Source organism: Veillonella parvula, assembly GCF_032472435.1.
In the GTDB taxonomy this organism is placed as follows: Bacteria; Bacillota; Negativicutes; order Veillonellales; family Veillonellaceae; genus Veillonella; species Veillonella parvula_N.
This window is the reverse complement of the sequence record NZ_JAWEGM010000001.1, coordinates 260,018-278,063: the sequence shown is the minus strand read 5'-3', so window position 1 is coordinate 278,063 and position 18,046 is coordinate 260,018. Positions and strand designations below refer to the sequence as shown.

Annotated in this window: 13 protein-coding genes; 2 read left to right on the top strand and 11 right to left on the bottom strand. The window is 38.9% G+C overall.

Annotated features, from left to right (window positions below):
• The first annotated feature begins 169 nt into the window (after positions 1 to 169).
• Positions 170 to 358, top strand: a complete 189-nt coding sequence (rpmB, locus tag E7A03_RS01270) for a 50S ribosomal protein L28 (protein WP_008601135.1) — start codon at positions 170 to 172, stop codon at positions 356 to 358.
• 85 nt (positions 359 to 443) lie between these two features.
• On the opposite strand, the gene E7A03_RS01265 is transcribed toward rpmB, so the two are convergent.
• The 8 genes from E7A03_RS01265 to tyrS all read right to left on the bottom strand — a co-directional run bounded on the left by E7A03_RS01265 (position 444) and on the right by tyrS (position 8,296).
• Positions 444 to 1,433 (bottom strand): deoxyguanosinetriphosphate triphosphohydrolase, encoded by a 990-nt coding sequence (locus E7A03_RS01265; RefSeq protein WP_105086751.1) that lies wholly within the window; start codon positions 1,431 to 1,433, stop codon positions 444 to 446.
• Complete coding sequence (locus E7A03_RS01260; protein ID WP_105086752.1) at positions 1,430 to 2,251, bottom strand: pyruvate, water dikinase regulatory protein; 822 nt, start codon at positions 2,249 to 2,251, stop codon at positions 1,430 to 1,432. Before E7A03_RS01260 ends, E7A03_RS01265 begins: the two co-directional genes overlap by 4 nt.
• 10 nt (positions 2,252 to 2,261) lie before the next feature.
• Positions 2,262 to 2,891, bottom strand: coding sequence for a helix-turn-helix transcriptional regulator (locus E7A03_RS01255; protein WP_233189877.1), 630 nt, complete (start codon positions 2,889 to 2,891; stop codon positions 2,262 to 2,264).
• A gap of 98 nt (positions 2,892 to 2,989) precedes the next feature.
• A complete protein-coding gene (ppsA, locus tag E7A03_RS01250; protein ID WP_105086754.1) occupies positions 2,990 to 5,371 on the bottom strand; it encodes a phosphoenolpyruvate synthase in 2,382 nt (793 codons plus the stop codon).
• A gap of 175 nt (positions 5,372 to 5,546) precedes the next feature.
• Positions 5,547 to 5,993, bottom strand: a complete 447-nt coding sequence (locus tag E7A03_RS01245) for a hypothetical protein (protein WP_008601144.1) — start codon at positions 5,991 to 5,993, stop codon at positions 5,547 to 5,549.
• Positions 5,994 to 5,996: 3 nt separating this feature from the next.
• On the bottom strand, positions 5,997 to 6,239 hold the full coding sequence (locus E7A03_RS01240; RefSeq protein WP_278617554.1) for a Zn-dependent protease with chaperone function: 243 nt from the start codon (positions 6,237 to 6,239) through the stop codon (positions 5,997 to 5,999).
• Entirely contained in the window at positions 6,236 to 6,853 is a 618-nt protein-coding gene (locus tag E7A03_RS01235) for an NUDIX hydrolase (protein ID WP_105086756.1), read from the bottom strand. The genes E7A03_RS01240 and E7A03_RS01235 overlap by 4 nt, the downstream gene beginning before the upstream one ends.
• 234 nt (positions 6,854 to 7,087) lie before the next feature.
• Entirely contained in the window at positions 7,088 to 8,296 is a 1,209-nt protein-coding gene (gene tyrS / locus E7A03_RS01230) for a tyrosine--tRNA ligase (RefSeq protein WP_316073598.1), read from the bottom strand.
• A 162-nt stretch (positions 8,297 to 8,458) separates the two neighbouring features.
• Here tyrS and E7A03_RS01225 point away from each other — a divergent pair, with 162 nt between their 5' ends.
• Positions 8,459 to 10,549: a transglycosylase domain-containing protein gene (locus tag E7A03_RS01225; RefSeq protein WP_129823097.1), complete on the top strand. Its 2,091-nt coding sequence runs from the start codon at positions 8,459 to 8,461 to the stop codon at positions 10,547 to 10,549.
• A gap of 139 nt (positions 10,550 to 10,688) precedes the next feature.
• Here E7A03_RS01225 and E7A03_RS01220 read toward each other — a convergent pair whose 3' ends face one another.
• From E7A03_RS01220 to pheT, 3 genes are all read right to left on the bottom strand, one after another.
• Complete coding sequence (locus E7A03_RS01220) at positions 10,689 to 13,067, bottom strand: endonuclease MutS2 (protein WP_302858229.1); 2,379 nt, start codon at positions 13,065 to 13,067, stop codon at positions 10,689 to 10,691.
• A gap of 13 nt (positions 13,068 to 13,080) precedes the next feature.
• Positions 13,081 to 15,504 carry a U32 family peptidase gene (locus E7A03_RS01215; protein WP_316073596.1) on the bottom strand — a complete coding sequence of 808 codons (2,424 nt, stop codon included), beginning with the start codon at positions 15,502 to 15,504 and terminating at the stop codon, positions 13,081 to 13,083.
• 88 nt (positions 15,505 to 15,592) lie between these two features.
• A complete protein-coding gene (gene pheT / locus E7A03_RS01210; protein ID WP_105086760.1) occupies positions 15,593 to 18,037 on the bottom strand; it encodes a phenylalanine--tRNA ligase subunit beta in 2,445 nt (814 codons plus the stop codon).
• Positions 18,038 to 18,046: the final 9 nt, after the last annotated feature.

Below are 18,046 nucleotides of genomic sequence, written 5' to 3'. Positions count from 1 at the left end.
TCCTTGTGTAAAAGTCCATTTATATCTTAGAATATGATATATAGTATACCTTATATTGTAGTATATTTCATAAAAAGAGCAATATATACGACAAAAATACTTGCTTTAAGCTATTCTTTATGATAATATACTTTTGTTATGTTATAGATTAAGCTTGGAGGTGGAAACTATGGCAAACCTTTGCGAAGTATGTGGTAAATCCACATCTAGCGGTATGAACGTGAGTCATTCTCACATTCGCACAAGAAAAACTTGGAAACCGAACATTCAAAGAGTACGGGCGGTTGTAGACGGTGCTACTAAAAAAGTAAACGTATGCACTCGTTGCCTTCGTTCTAATAAAGTTACACGCGCGTAAAATAAAAAGTACATGTACTCTTTGGGGTTCTAGAGCCCCAAAAAAAGCAGTTAGTTCATTTTGAACTAACTGCTTTTTTTGTTATTTATAATGTAATATTTGGAATATAATATTGCTTAAATAACTTAATAGCATATTGATCTGTTAAGCCTGCTACATAATCAACTACATCACGTGTAGAGTAAAACGCTTTACCTATTTCACAACCTTCCATATCATCAGGGTGTTCCATGAAGTGAGTAAATAGATTTTTTACCACATGGGATGCCTTTTTGCGATCCGGAATTAAAGCTGGTGCCAAATATACATGTTTAAACATAAATTGACGGAATAGATTCATCGTCATTTCCACATCAGCAGACATAGATATAGCTGGCTTATCCAAGGATTCGCGTACCATATCCTCTACCATTGCAGTAATCATACTGGATGGAGTCATACCAAAATGTTCGCGCACTTCAAAAGGCAACACCTCTGCCGTCAACATACCTGCTCGCTGTGCATCATCAAAATCATGGCACAAATACGCAATACGGTCTACAATACGAATAATTTGACCCTCTAAAGTTACAGGAATTGTAGCCCCTGTATGACCTACGATGCCATCTCGAACAACGGTGGTTAAATTGAGACCTTGATGATCACCATGTCTTTCTAATACTTCAACCATGCGCAAGCTTTGCTCATTATGATTAAAGTGCCCTACCATATCTCGCAATGCATATTCACCTACATGACCAAATGGTGTATGCCCCACATCATGGCCCATGGCAATAGCTTCCACAAGATCTTCATTTAAACGTAATGCACGAGCCACAGTACGACCGATTTGACCTACCTCAAGGGTATGAGTCATGCGTGTCCGATAATGGTCACCTGGCGCAATATATACCTGTGTCTTATGCTTTAACCGTCTAAAACATTTACTATGAATGATGCGATCCCGATCGCGTTGAAACGCAGTTCTAAGTGGATCAGGCTTTTCTGCTATATCACGGATTGCATCGCGGCTTTTAGCTGCATAGGGAGACAGAAGCAAAGCCTCCCTCTCCTCTATTTGTTCACGTATATTCATTTACCCTCCGACGCGCGATTTTTATCAATCAATTGCATAACAAGGGAAGCTGTTTCTTCAATAGATTTATTAGAAACATCTAACACTTGGCAGTGCAAACGACGCATAATAGCCTTAGCATAATCCAATTCAGATTGAATACGCTCAATAGATGCATAATTTGCTTCGTCTTCAAGACCGATAGCGCGTAAACGTTCACTACGAATATTATTTAATTTATATGGATCTATAATAAGGCCCACGATTTTTTTTGCCGGAATTTTGAATAATTCCTCTGGCAACGGTACCTCTGGAACTAGTGGCAAATTTGCGGCTTTAATCTTTTTGTACGCCAAGAACATGGACAATGGTGTCTTACTAGTTCTAGATACACCAATAATAACTATGTCGGCCTTTTCAAAACCAGATGGATTTTTACCATCGTCATATTTCACGGCAAACTCAATAGCTTCAACCTTTTTAAAATACTCTTGGTCGAGCTTATGAACCATACCTGCTGTCATGCGAGGTTTAGTAGTCGCGATAGTACCAACTGCATCGAGAACAGGGCCCATGATATCCACAGCCGGAATATTATATTCAGCCACCTTCTCATGTAAATACTTACGTAAAGACGCAGATACAATGGTATGGCAAATAACATGATTTCCACATTTTGCGTCGTCTATAACCTCATCAATTTGGCTTTCACTATCAATATAAGGAACACGGACAATTTCAATTTGCTCCTTATCATATTGACTCGCCGTAGCTCTCGCTACAGCCTCAGCAGTTTCCCCCAGGGAATCCGATATTGCATAAATAATTTTTTCTGCCATTCTATCAACCTCAGTGTGTGCTACATTCTAAAAATACTTTTGCTACCGTCGTTTTTGATACACGGCCCACAACCTTTAAACGCTTCTTGTTACCTATATCCTCACGAGCGACGACAGGTAAACAATCTACTTCATAATCTATCATTTTCTGTGCAGCCTCTACCAAAGTATCGGTAGGCTCCACCGCTATAACCTTGCTTACAGGGGTCATAATCATAGATATAGGCATGGTATGCGAATCTGTTTGTCCCATAGAGGCGCGTAGTAAATCTTTTCGAGATACCACACCTACTAGGTATGAACCATCACACACTAATATGGTACCTACATCCTCTGTAAATAATGTGACAATTGTATCATACAAACTCGTATCCCCATTGACCACAACTGCTTGAGATAATACATCACTTACCAGAAATGACTTTAATCGCTCAGCCGTTTGTGTTTCCTTTGAAAGTCCTACATAGTAATAGCCTACGTTTGGACGTGCATCTAACACACCTAACATGGTCAATACAGATAAATCTGAGCGCAACGCAGATCTTGTGACCTCTAAATGTTCAGCAATGGCACTACCTGTTACAGGACCTTCTTCGCGAACGATTTGAGCAATTTGTTCTTGTCGTTTCGACAGTTTCACACGGTAACCCCCTTTCATCTCTGTTTGTATTATATCCTAAGTTACCATTCAGAAAAAGAGGAGACCCACAGGCCTCCTCTTTCACTATAACTATATTATTACCAAATTAGTTCGTCAGATTCTTGACGACCACGACCAGTCATAGCATCGAGCATAATTCGTTGTTCGATTTGAGCCACCATTTTCTTAGTATTAACTACTGCATCTGGGTTAACAGAAATGGAGTCGATACCGCTCTTCACAAGGAATTCGCAAAGTTCAGGGTATACGCTTGGCGCTTGGCCACAGATAGATACAGTCTTACCATCTTTATGGGCCACCTCAATGAGGTGACGAATTGCTCTGCGAACCGCTAAATTACGTTCATCATAGATATGTTGAACTGTTTCGTTATCGCGGTCACAACCGAGTACAAGCATAGTCAAATCGTTAGAACCGATAGAATAACCATCTACGTATTTATTAAATTGATCAGCTAAGATGATATTGGATGGAATCTCAGCCATGAGCCATACTTTAAAGTCTTTGCTGCGTGCAAGACCTTCTTGAGCCATTAAGTTAGTTACTAATTCAGCTTCTTCCACAGTACGGCAGAATGGAATCATAACTTGTAGATTTTTAAAACCAAATTCGTTACGTACTTTTTTGATTGCTTCTAATTCTAATTTGAAAGCAGGTGTGTACTTAGGATCATAGTAGCGAGATGCGCCACGCCAGCCAAGTAATGCACTAGATTCATGTGGTTCATATTTATCGCCACCTTTAAGGTCACGGTATTCACTAGATTTGAAGTCGCTCAAACGAACTACTACTTGGCGAGGGGCTAATGCTTGGCATACTTTACGCATACCTTCCGCCAATGTATTTACAGCGAAGTCACTGCGCCCTGTTTCGATAAGGTGCAATGGATGTTCATGAATAAAGGTTGTCCAAATGAACTCTTCGCGCATGAGACCAATGCCATCACATGGTAGTACACCATATTTTTGAGCCAAATCAGGATCACCTAAGTTCATATAAATCTTAGTGCCTGTTACAGGTACATATTCAGCTGCTACCCCTGTAGAAACTTGAGCTTCAGGCTTTTTAACGATATCTTCTAATACGCCATCGTATACAATACCATTTGTAGCATCAACGGTAATCATTTGACCATCTTTAATAGAGGTAGTCGCTTCATGACTACGACTCTTAGTACCTACGATACAAGGAATACCAAGCTCACGGCTAACGATAGACGCATGACAAGTCATACCACCAGCGTCAGTAACAATTGCTTTTGCCTTTTTCATGGCTGGCACCCAATCAGGAGCTGTCATAGCTGTAACAAGGATTTCGCCTTCTTTGAACTCATCGATATCCTCGGGATTGATGATAACGTGAGCTTTACCTGCTGCATTACCAGGGGATGCTGGCAAACCTTTTACAATAATATCGCGATTACCTGCATCTAATGTGCTAGCTTTTTCGGACGTTTCTGATTTTTCTTTGCGGGACCAAACTGTTTCTGGACGAGCTTGCAAGATCCAAATCTTGTCATTGCGTTCATCTACGCCCCATTCCATATCCATATAGCAACCATAATGCTTTTCAATTGCTTTTGCATATTCTGCAAGTTCCAAAACTTGAGCATCTGTAATAACTTGTTGTTTTGCTTCGTCAGCTGGAACCACTTCTTCAACACAGTCACCATCGGCTTTACGAACAAGGCGGACATGTTTATCGTTAATCATACGGTCCGTAATTTCCATCTTTTCTTTATCCACACGAAAATTATCTGGTGTAACCGTACCTTGTACAACATATTCACCAAGACCCCAAGAGCCTTCAATAAGAATATTGTTATCATTGCCTGTTACAAGGTCAACAGTAAACATTACGCCAGCTGCTTTAGAGAATACCATCATTTGAACTGCAGCACTCAATGCTACTGTCATATGATCGAAGCCTTGTTTTACACGATAATATGTTGCACGATCTGTGAATGTAGATGCGTAGCATTCTTTTACTTTTTCGATAATTACGTCAGCACCGCGTACATTTAAATATGTATCTTGTTGGCCTGCGAAGCTTGCATCTGGCAAATCTTCTGCTGTTGCACTAGAACGAACAGCCACAAATGGATTTTCTTCGTTCACTTTTTTACCAAGTTCTTCATAAGCATGACGGATAGCATCTGCCAAGTCTTTTGGCATTTCTTCCTGACAAATCATGCGGCGAATCTTAGCACACACTTCGCGCAATAATGCAGAATTTTCTACATCATCTAAAGCATCAAGCTCAGCCCGGATTTTATCTTCCAAACCTGTAGCTTTCATAAACTCACGATAACCATGGGCAGTTGTTGCAAAGCCATAAGGTACAGGTACATTAGTGGAGGATGTCAATTCCCCTAAAGAAGAAGACTTGCCACCTACTAAATTAACATCTTCACGTTGTAATTCATCAAACCAAAGTACGTATGCTGTTTCGCGATTCATGTGAGAACCTCCTAGATTAATTAGTGCAACACATTAAACCTTTTACACATAAATAGTATACCTTAATTTAAAATCTGTCAATTTATATGAGGATTATTATACAAATAAAAATGATAAAAAACTAAAAGATGATTGCCTAATACTAGGCAATCATCTTTTAACATGTAGTTATTACTTAATTGTTATTTCTACCTGGCTGTAATAAAAATAGATACATTCCAAGTATCAAGAATTCAAAAATAGTATCATTGATAAAAAGACTTAAAAGTATTAAAGCTATAAAAATTGGATATACCCAAAATGGAAATCCTATATCATAGGCTCTTCTCATACCAGTCATAAAAAAGAATGTAAATCCATAAATGCCAAAAGAATAACCTAAGATTAAATATTTAATCCCTTCAGCAATATCTTTAGATTGTATTACATAACTACCAAAACTAATTAATAAAATACAACACATAAATGAAAATGCATTGCCGAAAAAATAGAATAAACGTCCTAATGGTACCTTTGGATCCAAATATTTAATATGTCTAGTCTTTCCATATATCATTAATAATATTGAAATGATAATACAAATAGGAATCATTGTATAACCAAACAACTGTATTATTTCCATCTGCTACACTCCAAATAATGTTTTCATTATAAACAATACTATTATAATTAATATATTTAACATAAGCTGCAATTCAGGCGAAAGATTATAATAAGTTAATAAAGAAAAACCACCACTAACAATAATTAAACTTATACTAGCTAGTATAAGTATAGATTTTTCTAAATGATTGTTTTCTCTATGTCTCTTATATAATACATACGCTACATATATAATCCATAACCATGGAAAAAATTCAGGTTTCATTTAACCACCCTATATATATCTAAAAAATTCTTCAATACTCGTCCAGTAAGCCCCCATATGGTGTATTGTTTATAGGGATAGAAATAGACGGAATAGTTTTGTCTAATTTTCCAGTCGATATTATATCCTTCTAATAGATGAAATGGAAAATCTTTTAACGGCTTAGTTCCAATGTCTAGGTGACCTACGGTCGGTTCCATATCTAATAGATATTGTAAGGGAACTGTAAATACCTCACCTACTTCATCAGAATTTGGTTTTAAATCACTTGTATGTAGGCGCACGACGACCGCATATAGTTTTACACCAATAGCAGATACTAAACAGTCTAAATTTCCTAGCAGTTCAATTTGATCTAAGTCTATACCAAGTTCCTCAGAGCATTCACGCATGGCTGCATGAGCACCACTTTTATCATTAGGTTCACAGTGCCCACCAGGGAAACTGATTTCACCGGGTTGACGTCGCAATGTATTACTACGCACGGTAAACACCACATGATCTTCTCCATCGATTTCTAATAGAGGCACGGCTACTGCAGCTGTAATAACATCAATATCTGTAAGAACAGAATGTTCTCGTTGTGATAAAAGGTTACTTAATTTCTTGTCCATAAATGGTCCTCACACAAGTTATAATCTATTTTATACAATATTTGTAAAAATCTTTTATGTATCAAATTTGTATTTTATTTTTATATTTATATTGTCTTTGTATATTCATTATACATTAACTTGTAAGTCAATTTCTTGCTTCACAAACAACAGGTTCAGTAGATAAATAATCTTATAAACAAAATAGACAGAAAAAACTGTGATGAGAAATCTAAACCTCATCACAGTTTTTTATTAGTTAAATTTAATTTTTACAAATTTACGTTTCCCAACTTGAACGATCATGCCATCTTCTAGCTTAAGGTTTTCTTCCGTGTATTTTTCACCGTTTACTTTGAAAGCACCGGCTTTAATGGAACGACGTGCTTCACCATTAGAAGCAGTCAAACCAGCATCTGTACAGAATTGTGGAACAAAGATTGGTTCTGTTGGCGCATCCATAGCGTATTCAGGAATATCTGTAGGCAACGCACGTTGTTGGAATACACGTTTGAATTCTTCTTCTGCTTCGAGAGCAGCTTCTTCACCATGGTACAAACGAACGATGGTACGAGCTAATTGCATTTTAGCATCACGTGGATGTAATTCACCACTTTCAAGACGTTTTTCCATGTCCTCTTGCTCTTCGATTGGCATGTCTGTAACGAGCATGAAGTAACGCATCATCAATTCGTCTGGAATGGACATTGCCTTACCGTACATTTCTTTAGGTTCTTCATCGATACCGATGTAGTTACCTAAAGATTTACTCATTTTTTGAACACCATCAAGGCCTTCAAGCAATGGCATTGTGATAACAACTTGTGGTTCTTGACCTTCTAATTCTTGTAAATGACGACCCATTAACAAATTGAAAGTTTGGTCTGTACCACCAAATTCAACATCAGCATGTAAAGCAACGGAATCATGACCTTGCATCAATGGATACATAAATTCATGAACACCGATAGCTCGGCCTTCTTTGAAACGTTTATTGAAATCATCACGTTCCATCATACGTGCTACAGTGTAAGAACTTGCCAAGCGAAGCACATCAGCAAAATTCATAGATTCTAGCCATTCACTATTGTCGCGGACCATAGTTTTTTCAGGATCTAACACTTTAAAGATTTGTGTTTTATAGGTTTCAGCATTTTTCAATACTTCTTCTTTTGTAAGTGGTGGACGAGTTACACTTTTACCAGTAGGATCACCAATACGAGCAGTGAAACCGCCGATAACGATCACTACTTGATGACCAAATTCTTGGAACAAACGTAGTTTACGAAGTGGTACTGTATGGCCTAAATGAATATCTGGCGCTGTTGGGTCCAAACCTAATTTTACAACTAAAGGTTTATTTTCCTTAATGGATTTTTCTATTTTCTTTACAAGATCTTGTTCATTAATTAAATCTGCTACGCCGTGTTTAATTTGGCGCACTTGTTCTTGAGCACTAATCATGATAATCCTCCTCGAAATACTATTGTTTTAGTATACCATTATCTAAAAACTTTCACAATTATATATATAGTATTGGTTTTAACCCTTTTATGATATAATATTTATAACTGCGTAATAGAATTTACGTTATATTTACTAACAAAAGAAAAAAGAGGTGACTCTATGAGTAATAACTCAAATGCGAGAAGCAGCCGCCGTTCTAATAGTAGCGGCTCTACACCGAAGAAAACAAGTCCTAAGCGTCTATTTTGGATTTGTGCCCTTCTCCTTATACTCATCGTAGCCGGAGGTGGCTGTGGTTTCATCAGTGCTACACTGTCTAACCTACCAGATGTATCCAATGTACGTCCTTCTGCATCGTCTCAAATTTACGATGTTCATGGTAATCTCATCACAACGGTTCATTCCACAGAGAACAGATTACCAGTACCTTTAAAAGATGTACCAAAGGATTTACAAAATGCCTTTGTTGCTACTGAGGACTCTCGCTTCTATTCCCATCATGGTATCGACCCTGTTGGTATCTTGCGTGCTGTATGGGTTAACATTGTTCATAGTGGCGTATCTGAAGGTGGTTCTACAATTACTCAACAGTTAGCGCGTAATGCATTCTTATCTCAAGACAGAACATTTAAACGTAAAATTTCTGAAGCATTGCTAGCACTTAAAATTGAACAACATTACACTAAGGATGAAATCCTTGAAATGTACATGAACCAAATTTACTTTGGCCAAGGTGCATACGGTGTACAATCTGCAGCTCATGTATACTTTGGTAAGGATGCTAGCCAATTAACGCTAGCTCAAGCAGCACTCATTGCAGGCTTACCACAAAGTCCTAACTACTACTCTCCATTCAATGATTTGGAAGCTAGTAAAAAACGTCAAGCTGTTGTATTAGGCCAAATGGTTAAATACGGTTACATTACACAAGAACAAGCTGATGAAGCACGTCAAGCAGATTTAGGCTTGGTGGCAAAACAAGAACAAACGCATGAAAAGTCTAATGCATCTTACTTCATCAACTATGTTATTGCACAAGTTTCTGAAAAATATGGCGACGATGCAATCTATAAAGATGGTTTAAAAATTTATACAACTCTTGATATGGATGCACAAAATGCAGCTGTAGCAGCAATGCAAAACTTGCCTAATTACTACACTGATAGCAATGGTTTACATCAACCACAAGGTGCTATCGTAGCTATGAACCCTCATAATGGTTACATTATGGCTATGGTTGGTGGCCGTGGTGATGATGCATTTAACCGTGCTACACAAGCAGAACGTCAACCAGGTTCCGCTATGAAACCATTTGTATATTTAGCCGCTATTCAATCTGGTAAAACTCCTGGTTCTATTGTAGATGATAGCCCTGTTACATTTGGTAACTGGAGCCCTAAAAACTATGAAAATGACTTCGTAGGTAATATTACATATCGCTATGCATTACAACATTCTCGTAACGTAGCTGCCGTAAAAGTTGCTGATGAAGTAGGCATGTCTAAGATTATTAAACTTGCCAAAGAAATGGGTATCACTACCCTTACAGATCAAGATAATAACTTGTCTACTGCACTTGGTGGTTTAACTCACGGTGTAACACCTCTTGAAATGGTTCAAGCTTATGGTGTACTCGCTAATGGTGGTATCAAGGTTCAACCTACGGCAATCGTTAAAATTGTAGACCGCAATGGTCAAGTTGTAGAAGAAAACTCTATTCAAGAAAAACGTGTTGTAGATGAAAAAGATGCAGCAATCATTACTAGCATGCTAGAATCTGTTATCAGTGGCGGTACTGGTGGTAATGCAGCAATCGGTCGCCCTGCAGCTGGTAAAACAGGTACAACAGATGATTCCAAGGATGCTTGGTTCGTTGGTTACACGCCTGATTTAGTAGCTGCCGTTTGGATTGGTGATGACTATGGCTCGGAAACATTACGAGGCATCACCGGTGGTGACACACCTGCTATTATGTGGGGCCAATTCATGGCAAATGCGCTTGCCAATACCCCTGCTTCTGACTTCTCCGTTCCTGCTAGCGCTCAATCAGCTGTTTCTGAAGGTTATTATAATCCTGTAAAAGCACAGCCTAAAAAAGAAGCTTCTAAGGACGAAAAAGCAGACAAAAAAGACGATAAAGACAAATCAAAAGATGAAGCTGTAAAAGATGACAGTGGCTCAAAAGATGATGCAACTGAACAGAAATCTAATTCATCGAAAAGTAAAAAGTCTAGTAAAAAAGATCGTTAATCTCATACGCTAAAGGAGCGGAACATGTGTTCCGCTCCTTTTCTATTTCTATATATGTATATGGCTATACCCCATAACCAATTTGATATACGATAATAATTTACTGTATTATCTATAACTATATCACTATTGTGTAGCTTTATTTCAGAACTACATTGGTAGCCCCTGCACCACCTTCGTCATAGCCTGCCGTTTCAAAATGAGCTACATGAGGTAAGGTACGCAAATATTGATGTACACCTTCTCGTAATGCGCCAGTCCCCTTACCGTGAATAATGCGCACTTGATTAACACCACCAAGTAAAGCTTGGTCAATAAATCTACCAACAGAAACTGTCGCTTCATCTACCGTTTGTCCAAGAATATTGATTTCAGTACGAACCTCTTTTTGGCGTTGTACGGCAGAGCCACCCATACGTTTTCTAGTCTTAGGCATAGCTGCTTTTTGTTCCCGTGCAAGCTTATTTCCTTCTTCACGTGTAGTAGATTGTAATTCGCTAACCTTTACAGTAGCTGTTAGTCCATTAATATCTACATTCACACGATTGCCATTGATAGATAATACAGTACCTAAAGAACGTAGGGACGTAACATATACTGCTTGGCCTACCTTAATAGCATCTGCAGTCAAAGATTTACGATCATCATCTACTGGAGATTCTGGTATATGTACATTAGAGATACCCTTACGTGCTGCATTAATAGCAGATTGACGCTTATCCTTATTCGTTTCAGAGAATTGTGCTTTCAATTGCTTGATAATTGCTTCCCCTTCAACGCGTAAGCTACGTTTCATAGATTCTGCATCAGCTTGAGCTTTGGCTAAGATTTGTTTACGCTTTTCGTTAAACTGTTTCTTTTCCTTCTCTAATTGACCACGCATGCGACGTGTTTCATCAAGCTCTTTCTTTAAGGCTCTTTCCCGTTCAGATGCCTTACGAAGTTGCTCATTCAAATCTGAAAGAACTTCTTCCATTTCATGGCTACCAAATTGAGATTTATACTCTGCAGCGCGCGTTACGATATCTTTTGGCAAACCTAAGCGGGCCGCAATACTCAACGCATGGCTACTACCTGCTACACCGATATGAAGTCGATATGTTGGTTTTAAGGTGCGCTCATCAAACTCTACATGACCATTTTCAATACCTTCCGTATGGTACGCATAATTTTTAAGCTCATTATAATGAGTACTTACCATCATAAGAGCGCCCTTTTTACGGAAGAATTCAAGGATAGATACAGCTAATGCACTACCTTCCTCTGGATCAGTACCAGATCCAAGCTCATCCAGCAATACCAAGTCATTTGGGCCACAATGTTTAATAATGGAAATAACTTGTGTCATATGAGCAGAGAACGTACTAAGGCTAGCCTCAATACTTTGTTCATCCCCAATATCGGCAAAGATATTTTGGAATATAGGCAACATTGAGCCGTGGTCTGCAGGAATAAATAGACCACATTGGTTCATTAAACTCAATAACCCTAATGTTTTAAGGGATACTGTTTTACCACCTGTATTAGAACCAGTAATCAATAAAATACGATACGATGTACCTAATTGAATATTTGTAGGCACTACCACATTCGGTGGGATTAATGGGTGCCGAGCTCTCATGAGATTGACAGTTCTATCAGTACTCAAGATGGCCGGTACACCCTTATAAGAAATAGCAAGGCTCGCCTTACCATATACAAATTCGATGTGGGATACCTTTTCACAAGCATCCATCAAATCATTGCTATGTTGTTTTACAAGGGCTGATAATTCACGGTAAATTCGCAATACCTCTTGCTCTTCACCAATCAAGGCCTCTTGTAATTCATTATTTAGATTCACCAAGCGCATCGGTTCAATATATAAGGTTTGACCCGTTGCAGAACGGTCGTGAATAAGACCATCAAAGTATTGGCGATATTCCTGTTTTACAGGGATTACGTAGCGATTGTTACGCTGTGTAATGATCGTTTCTTGGAAATACTTCTGATTATCCTTATCGTGTAAGATAGCTTGAATATCATTTTTAATCTTTTCACGAGTTTTAATAATCGTATTTCTTAGGCTCGCCAACTTAGGAGATGCTGTATCAAGCAATTCCCCTTTTTCATCAAAAACGCGTTTAAAGCGATTTTCAATGCGATCTGTATTTGGCATATCCTGTACCCATAAGGATAGCAATGGATATTCCATATATTTCGTTCTAAAGAACTTTGTCATGCGTTTATAAGCACCAATGGTCAAGTAAATATCCCACAATGCTTCACGAGTAAGGACAAAGTCTTTACGACTCTTCTTACAGGACTCACGAATATCTCGCGTACCGCCTAACGGTTGTTCTACCTCAGTTTGCAAAGAACGCATGGCTTCTGCCGTTTCATCAAGGTTCTCTTGAATGGCTTTCACATCTGTCATAGGTTCGATGTGCATGGCTAATTCTTTAGCAATGGTAGAACTACAATGTTGTTGTAATTGTTCTTTTATATGGTGAAAGTCTAATACATCTTCGTTAAACAATGTACTACCTCTTTTATAAAATACCTCTAAAATAGTGGCCCCTTGTAATAGGTGTATCATCCTTGCCTACACTCTTTGGCGGAGCCTCTTTTGTTCCATTTTGAATGGATACATAATCTGCTACGATAGTACGTAATCTCTTTGGATCCATATGACGTCCATCAATGCGCAAAATATGTAGCCCTTTTCGATGTAACTCTGGCACATAGGCGCGCATATCCATTTCATGACTATTCATGATGTGCATACGGCAATACGGATCCGTACGCAATGGGAACACTTCCCCTTTACGGTCCTTCAATGCGTAATCTTCCTTTACACACGGCATAGGGCAATTTTCTTTTTTACCAGTCCCTACAAAGCTAGCGATGGCACAGTATTCGGAAATCATCATTTCTGTATAACCGTGTACCATTACCTCTAATGGCAAATGAGCAGATTTTTGTAAGTTTACTAATTGTGCCAAGGTCAACTCTAAGGATGGAGCTATACTACTCATATTAAAATCTTGCCATACTTGTAGTGCAGAGCCATTGAATATGTTAAGACCTGTATCAGCTTCAATAGCACCTGAATATCCTAACTCACGAAGCCATAATAGAGCTTGTGGCATATGAATAGAAATACTATCTGGTTTAGACTCAACTATGGCCTTAAGCGTATTCATGTACGCGTCTACCTCATCATCTTTAACGACGCGAGGCGTAGCAAATACACAAAGCACATTATGCTCTTTACAAAGTTTGGCTACCTGCTCGTAGATGCTAATTTCATAAGGCTTACGTTGCAAACGGTCACCACCAAAGATAATCTTCTTAGCACCACCTTCGATTGCTGCTTTTACACCATCGAGTTCATCAACGCGAGCACTCACCATAGGCTCTGTGTATTGAACCTTACTTTTAGCTACTAATGATGACATATTTCGGGGTTCTACAGCACGTTCTGCCCAAGCTGCTTCATGGTCTGTAAGCAACAAGTTTTCTAGCGCCTCTACAGCATCGCGACGCAATGCATTTAAAACACTAGCGGGCCACATGTACGGTCCATCAGGAATAGACATAGAGCCTAGTGTAAATAATGTATTCCCTAATCTACCTACTTGATCTCTAACCTTCTCTAATGTAGTCGGTTTATTGTTAGCATAAACAGGTTCAAACTCGTTAGATATAGTCACAGTACGACCATCATTCAATACAAAGGTTAGTTCTGTATAAGGTATTTCTCGTTCAGTATTAATAGATAGATAACCATGTACCTCTAATTTAGCGGTAAAGTCTTGTAGTCCCCGTTGCTTTTGAGCTTTAGGGCCTGATGCAAGGAATACTTGCCCCGCAGCAAAGCCTTCATCCGGTTTACCTACAATATGCTTTTCATCCACTAGAGACCAGTTCTGATCGATTTGATAGTACGTAATACTACCAGAACGTTGCATGACCTTTAAGAGTGATCCTTTTTCAATTGGTTCTGTTAGGAATAAATGAACTTGACCCTTTTTGACCTCTGCTTTGCCAATCAATTTCCCTTGATTATTTGGGGCCACCACGGTCATCATTGATTTTCCTACATGGTCTGTTAAATAATCCGTAGAAAATCCACGATTAAATCCAGAAGCTAATGCATCGGCATCAGTAGAATCTATATGAGCCGTATCTAAAATATGACGATAGGTTCCAATAACTTGACGCACGTAGGAAACCTTTTTCATACGCCCTTCTACCTTAAAGGACGTAACACCGGCCGCCACAAGTTCATTCATATATTCACTATAGTTAAGATCCTTTGGACTTAATAGATAGGCTTCGTGTTTTGGCAACAAGCTAGTACCTAAAGAATCCAATAGCTCATAAGGCAACCGACAAGGCTGTGCACAAGCACCACGGTTACCACTGCGACCACCGATGAAAGAACTCATTAAGCATTGACCAGAATAACATACACACAACGCACCGTGTACAAAGACTTCGATTTCAGCTGTACAGTTCTTGCAAATATGTTCAATTTCAGCGAGGCTCAATTCACGAGCTAAAACGACACGTGTAAAACCGAGACTTTCATAAAAACGAACCGCATCGAGCGTAGCTGCAGTCATTTGTGTACTGCCATGTAAGTGTAATTTAGGAGCCACTCGCTGCGCCAATTTAGCCACTGCTAAATCTTGAACGATGATAGCATCCACGCCGATGCGCTCTAAGTCCTTTAAATATGCCTCAAGAGCAGATAATTCGGAGTCACCTATGAGGATATTTACCGTTACATATACAGACACATCTAGAATATGGGCCAAGCGAATAGCCTCGGTTAATTCCTCAATTCCAAAGTTTGCTGCATGAGCTCGGGCATTAAAACCTTTGCCACCAAGATAAATGGCATCTGCTCCAGATTCTAAAGCGGCTATAAAGTTTTCCATCGTACCGGCAGGAGCCAATAATTCCATGGACAGTCCTTTCTACCTAACTAAAGGCATAACTATAGTACTAAAAGGGTTTACCATATGGTAAACCCTTTCAATATACTGCTTAAAATTAACGTAATTTGCAGTTAATTTCTGCTAATGCATCGATAATAGCTTGAATATTACCGTCAATATCCTCATCATTCAACGTACCTTCCATAGAGCGGAATTGTAAGTTGTATGCGAGACTGCGGTAACCTGCTTCGATATGTTCACCTTCATAAACATCAAAGATAGATGCACTTTCTAAATATTCTCCACCATGTTCTTTAATGATAGATAAAATTTCACCACTAGATACGGACACAGGTGCAACGATGGCAAGGTCACGGCTAGTGCCTGGGAATTTACTGAAGGATGTATAACGGAACGGTGGAATCGTTAAGGATAATACGGCTTCCAAATCGATTTCAAACATATATACTTTACCAGGCAAATTAAAGTTTTTGCTCACTTGTGGATGTAATTCACCATATTGAGCAATGATTTTACCATCGACTACATATTGAGCGCTTACACCTGGGTGGAAGTATGGCTCAGTACCACGATTTATTTCATAGCTTGTAACGCCTAGCTCAGCTAACAACGCATCTACAATACCCTTTACATCATAGAAATCTGTAGTACGTTCTGCTTGATTCCAACCAGCTTGGTTTGCCTTCCCCATCAAAATACCACAAGCCATAGGGCGTTCATAAGGTACTTCTGTTAAAGGTAAATCTTTTGGTTCATACACATTAGCCGTTTCAAATAACCAAAGATCCTTATTTTGTTGTGCAATATTGCGTTTTGCAGCTTCAATAACAGCTGGTACCAATGTAGTGCGCATATAAGGGAATTCTTCGGAAATAGGGTTCAAGATTGGAATGGCTGTATAACGGCTATCCCCTTCAGGAAGCATCATATTGGAAAGACCATCTTTATGCATGAAGCTAAATGTAATGATTTGAGTCATACCCAATTTAGCTAATGCATGAGTTACCTCTTTAGTAAGCGCTTTCTTAGGTGTCATACCACCAGAGGACAATACCGCAACAGGGATTGTAGGCGCAATATTATCGTAGTTGTAGATACGAGCCACTTCTTCGGCGATATCAGGCATCACTGTTACGTCACCACGCCATGTTGGAACGAGGGCAGACAATTTGTCTCCGTCTTCGGTTACAACGAACTCAAGGGCTGTCAAAATACGAACCATTTCGTCTTTTTCAATGTTTGTACCCAAGTAATCATTGATTTTTGCTGCTGTGAAAGTAACTGTATGTTGTTCTACAGGATTTTTATATACATCGATAACGCCTACATCAACTTTACAAGTAGGACAGATTTGTTGTAATAATTGCGCCGCTCTGTCGATAGCATAGGCGGTGTATTTATGATTTACACCACGTTCGAAACGACCAGATGCTTCAGAACGCATGCCGAGAGCTTTAGCAGTGCGTCGAATAGATGGACCATTAAATACAGCAGCTTCAAACATAACTGTGGTCGTTTCGTTTGTCACTTCACTATCAAAGCCACCCATGATACCTGCTACACCTACTGGACGTTCAGCATCAGCAATGATAAGCATGGAGTCATTCAATTCGCGTTCAGAACCATCAAGTGTAACAAGCACTTCACCATTTTTAGCACGTCTCGCCACTAATTTATGACCTTTTACATGATCATAATCATAGGCATGCATAGGTTGACCAAGTTCTAACATAACATAATTTGTTACGTCTACTACATTATTAATAGGACGAATGCCGCTATTACGTAAACGGTTTTGCATCCACAATGGGGATGGCTCAACCTTAACATCAGTTACTACACGAGCTGTAAAACGCGTACAAAGGTCATCAGCTTCGATAGATACAGATGCTTTGCCTTCAATGGATTCGCCATTCTCGTTAACCATAATAACAGGGAATAAAGCTTTTTGATTTGTCATGACTCCAAATTCACGGGACAAACCAACCATTGAGAAGCAATCAGCTCTGTTAGCGGTGAGTTCAAATTCATATACTGTATCATTTAAGCCTAAAACATCTTTTACATCAAGACCAATTGGTGTTCCTTCAGGGAAAATGTAAATTCCTTGAGCTTCTTCTGGCAATACTAAGTCGCTAGAGATACCAAATTCTGCAACGGAACAGAACATGCCTTCAGAAACAACGCCACGCAATTTACCTTTTTTAATTTCTGTACCATCTGCTAAACGAGATTTATGATACGCTACAGGCACGATTTGACCTACTGCAACATTAGTAGCAGCCGTTACGATTTGTTTTGTAACAGGTTCGCCTTCTTCTGTAAGGCATTCAACTTGGCATACTTGTAATTTATCTGCATCTGGATGTTTTGTAATCTCCACGATTTTACCAGTATAAATTTTCTTAATGCCATTATCCATAGCAATGACATCTTCTACAGGAATACCAGCTTGTGTTAATTCATCGGCCAATTCTTGAGCAGGACGATTCATATCCACAGGCACGTATTCGTTCATCCACTGTAAACTTGCTTTCATGAGTTCCTC

Bases quoted from the DNA above. Each gene is read 5' to 3' on its own strand.
- rpmB (WP_008601135.1), top strand. From the start codon at position 170: ATGGCAAACCTTTGCGAAGTATGTGGTAAATCCACATCTAGCGGTATG.
- E7A03_RS01265 (WP_105086751.1), bottom strand. From the start codon at position 1,433: ATGAATATACGTGAACAAATAGAGGAGAGGGAGGCTTTGCTTCTGTCT.
- E7A03_RS01260 (WP_105086752.1), bottom strand. From the start codon at position 2,251: ATGGCAGAAAAAATTATTTATGCAATATCGGATTCCCTGGGGGAAACT.
- ppsA (WP_105086754.1), bottom strand. From the start codon at position 5,371: ATGAATCGCGAAACAGCATACGTACTTTGGTTTGATGAATTACAACGT.
- E7A03_RS01245 (WP_008601144.1), bottom strand. From the start codon at position 5,993: ATGGAAATAATACAGTTGTTTGGTTATACAATGATTCCTATTTGTATT.
- E7A03_RS01240 (WP_278617554.1), bottom strand. From the start codon at position 6,239: ATGAAACCTGAATTTTTTCCATGGTTATGGATTATATATGTAGCGTAT.
- E7A03_RS01235 (WP_105086756.1), bottom strand. From the start codon at position 6,853: ATGGACAAGAAATTAAGTAACCTTTTATCACAACGAGAACATTCTGTT.
- tyrS (WP_316073598.1), bottom strand. From the start codon at position 8,296: ATGATTAGTGCTCAAGAACAAGTGCGCCAAATTAAACACGGCGTAGCA.
- E7A03_RS01225 (WP_129823097.1), top strand. From the start codon at position 8,459: ATGAGTAATAACTCAAATGCGAGAAGCAGCCGCCGTTCTAATAGTAGC.
- E7A03_RS01215 (WP_316073596.1), bottom strand. From the start codon at position 15,504: ATGGAATTATTGGCTCCTGCCGGTACGATGGAAAACTTTATAGCCGCT.
- pheT (WP_105086760.1), bottom strand. From the start codon at position 18,037: ATGAAAGCAAGTTTACAGTGGATGAACGAATACGTGCCTGTGGATATG.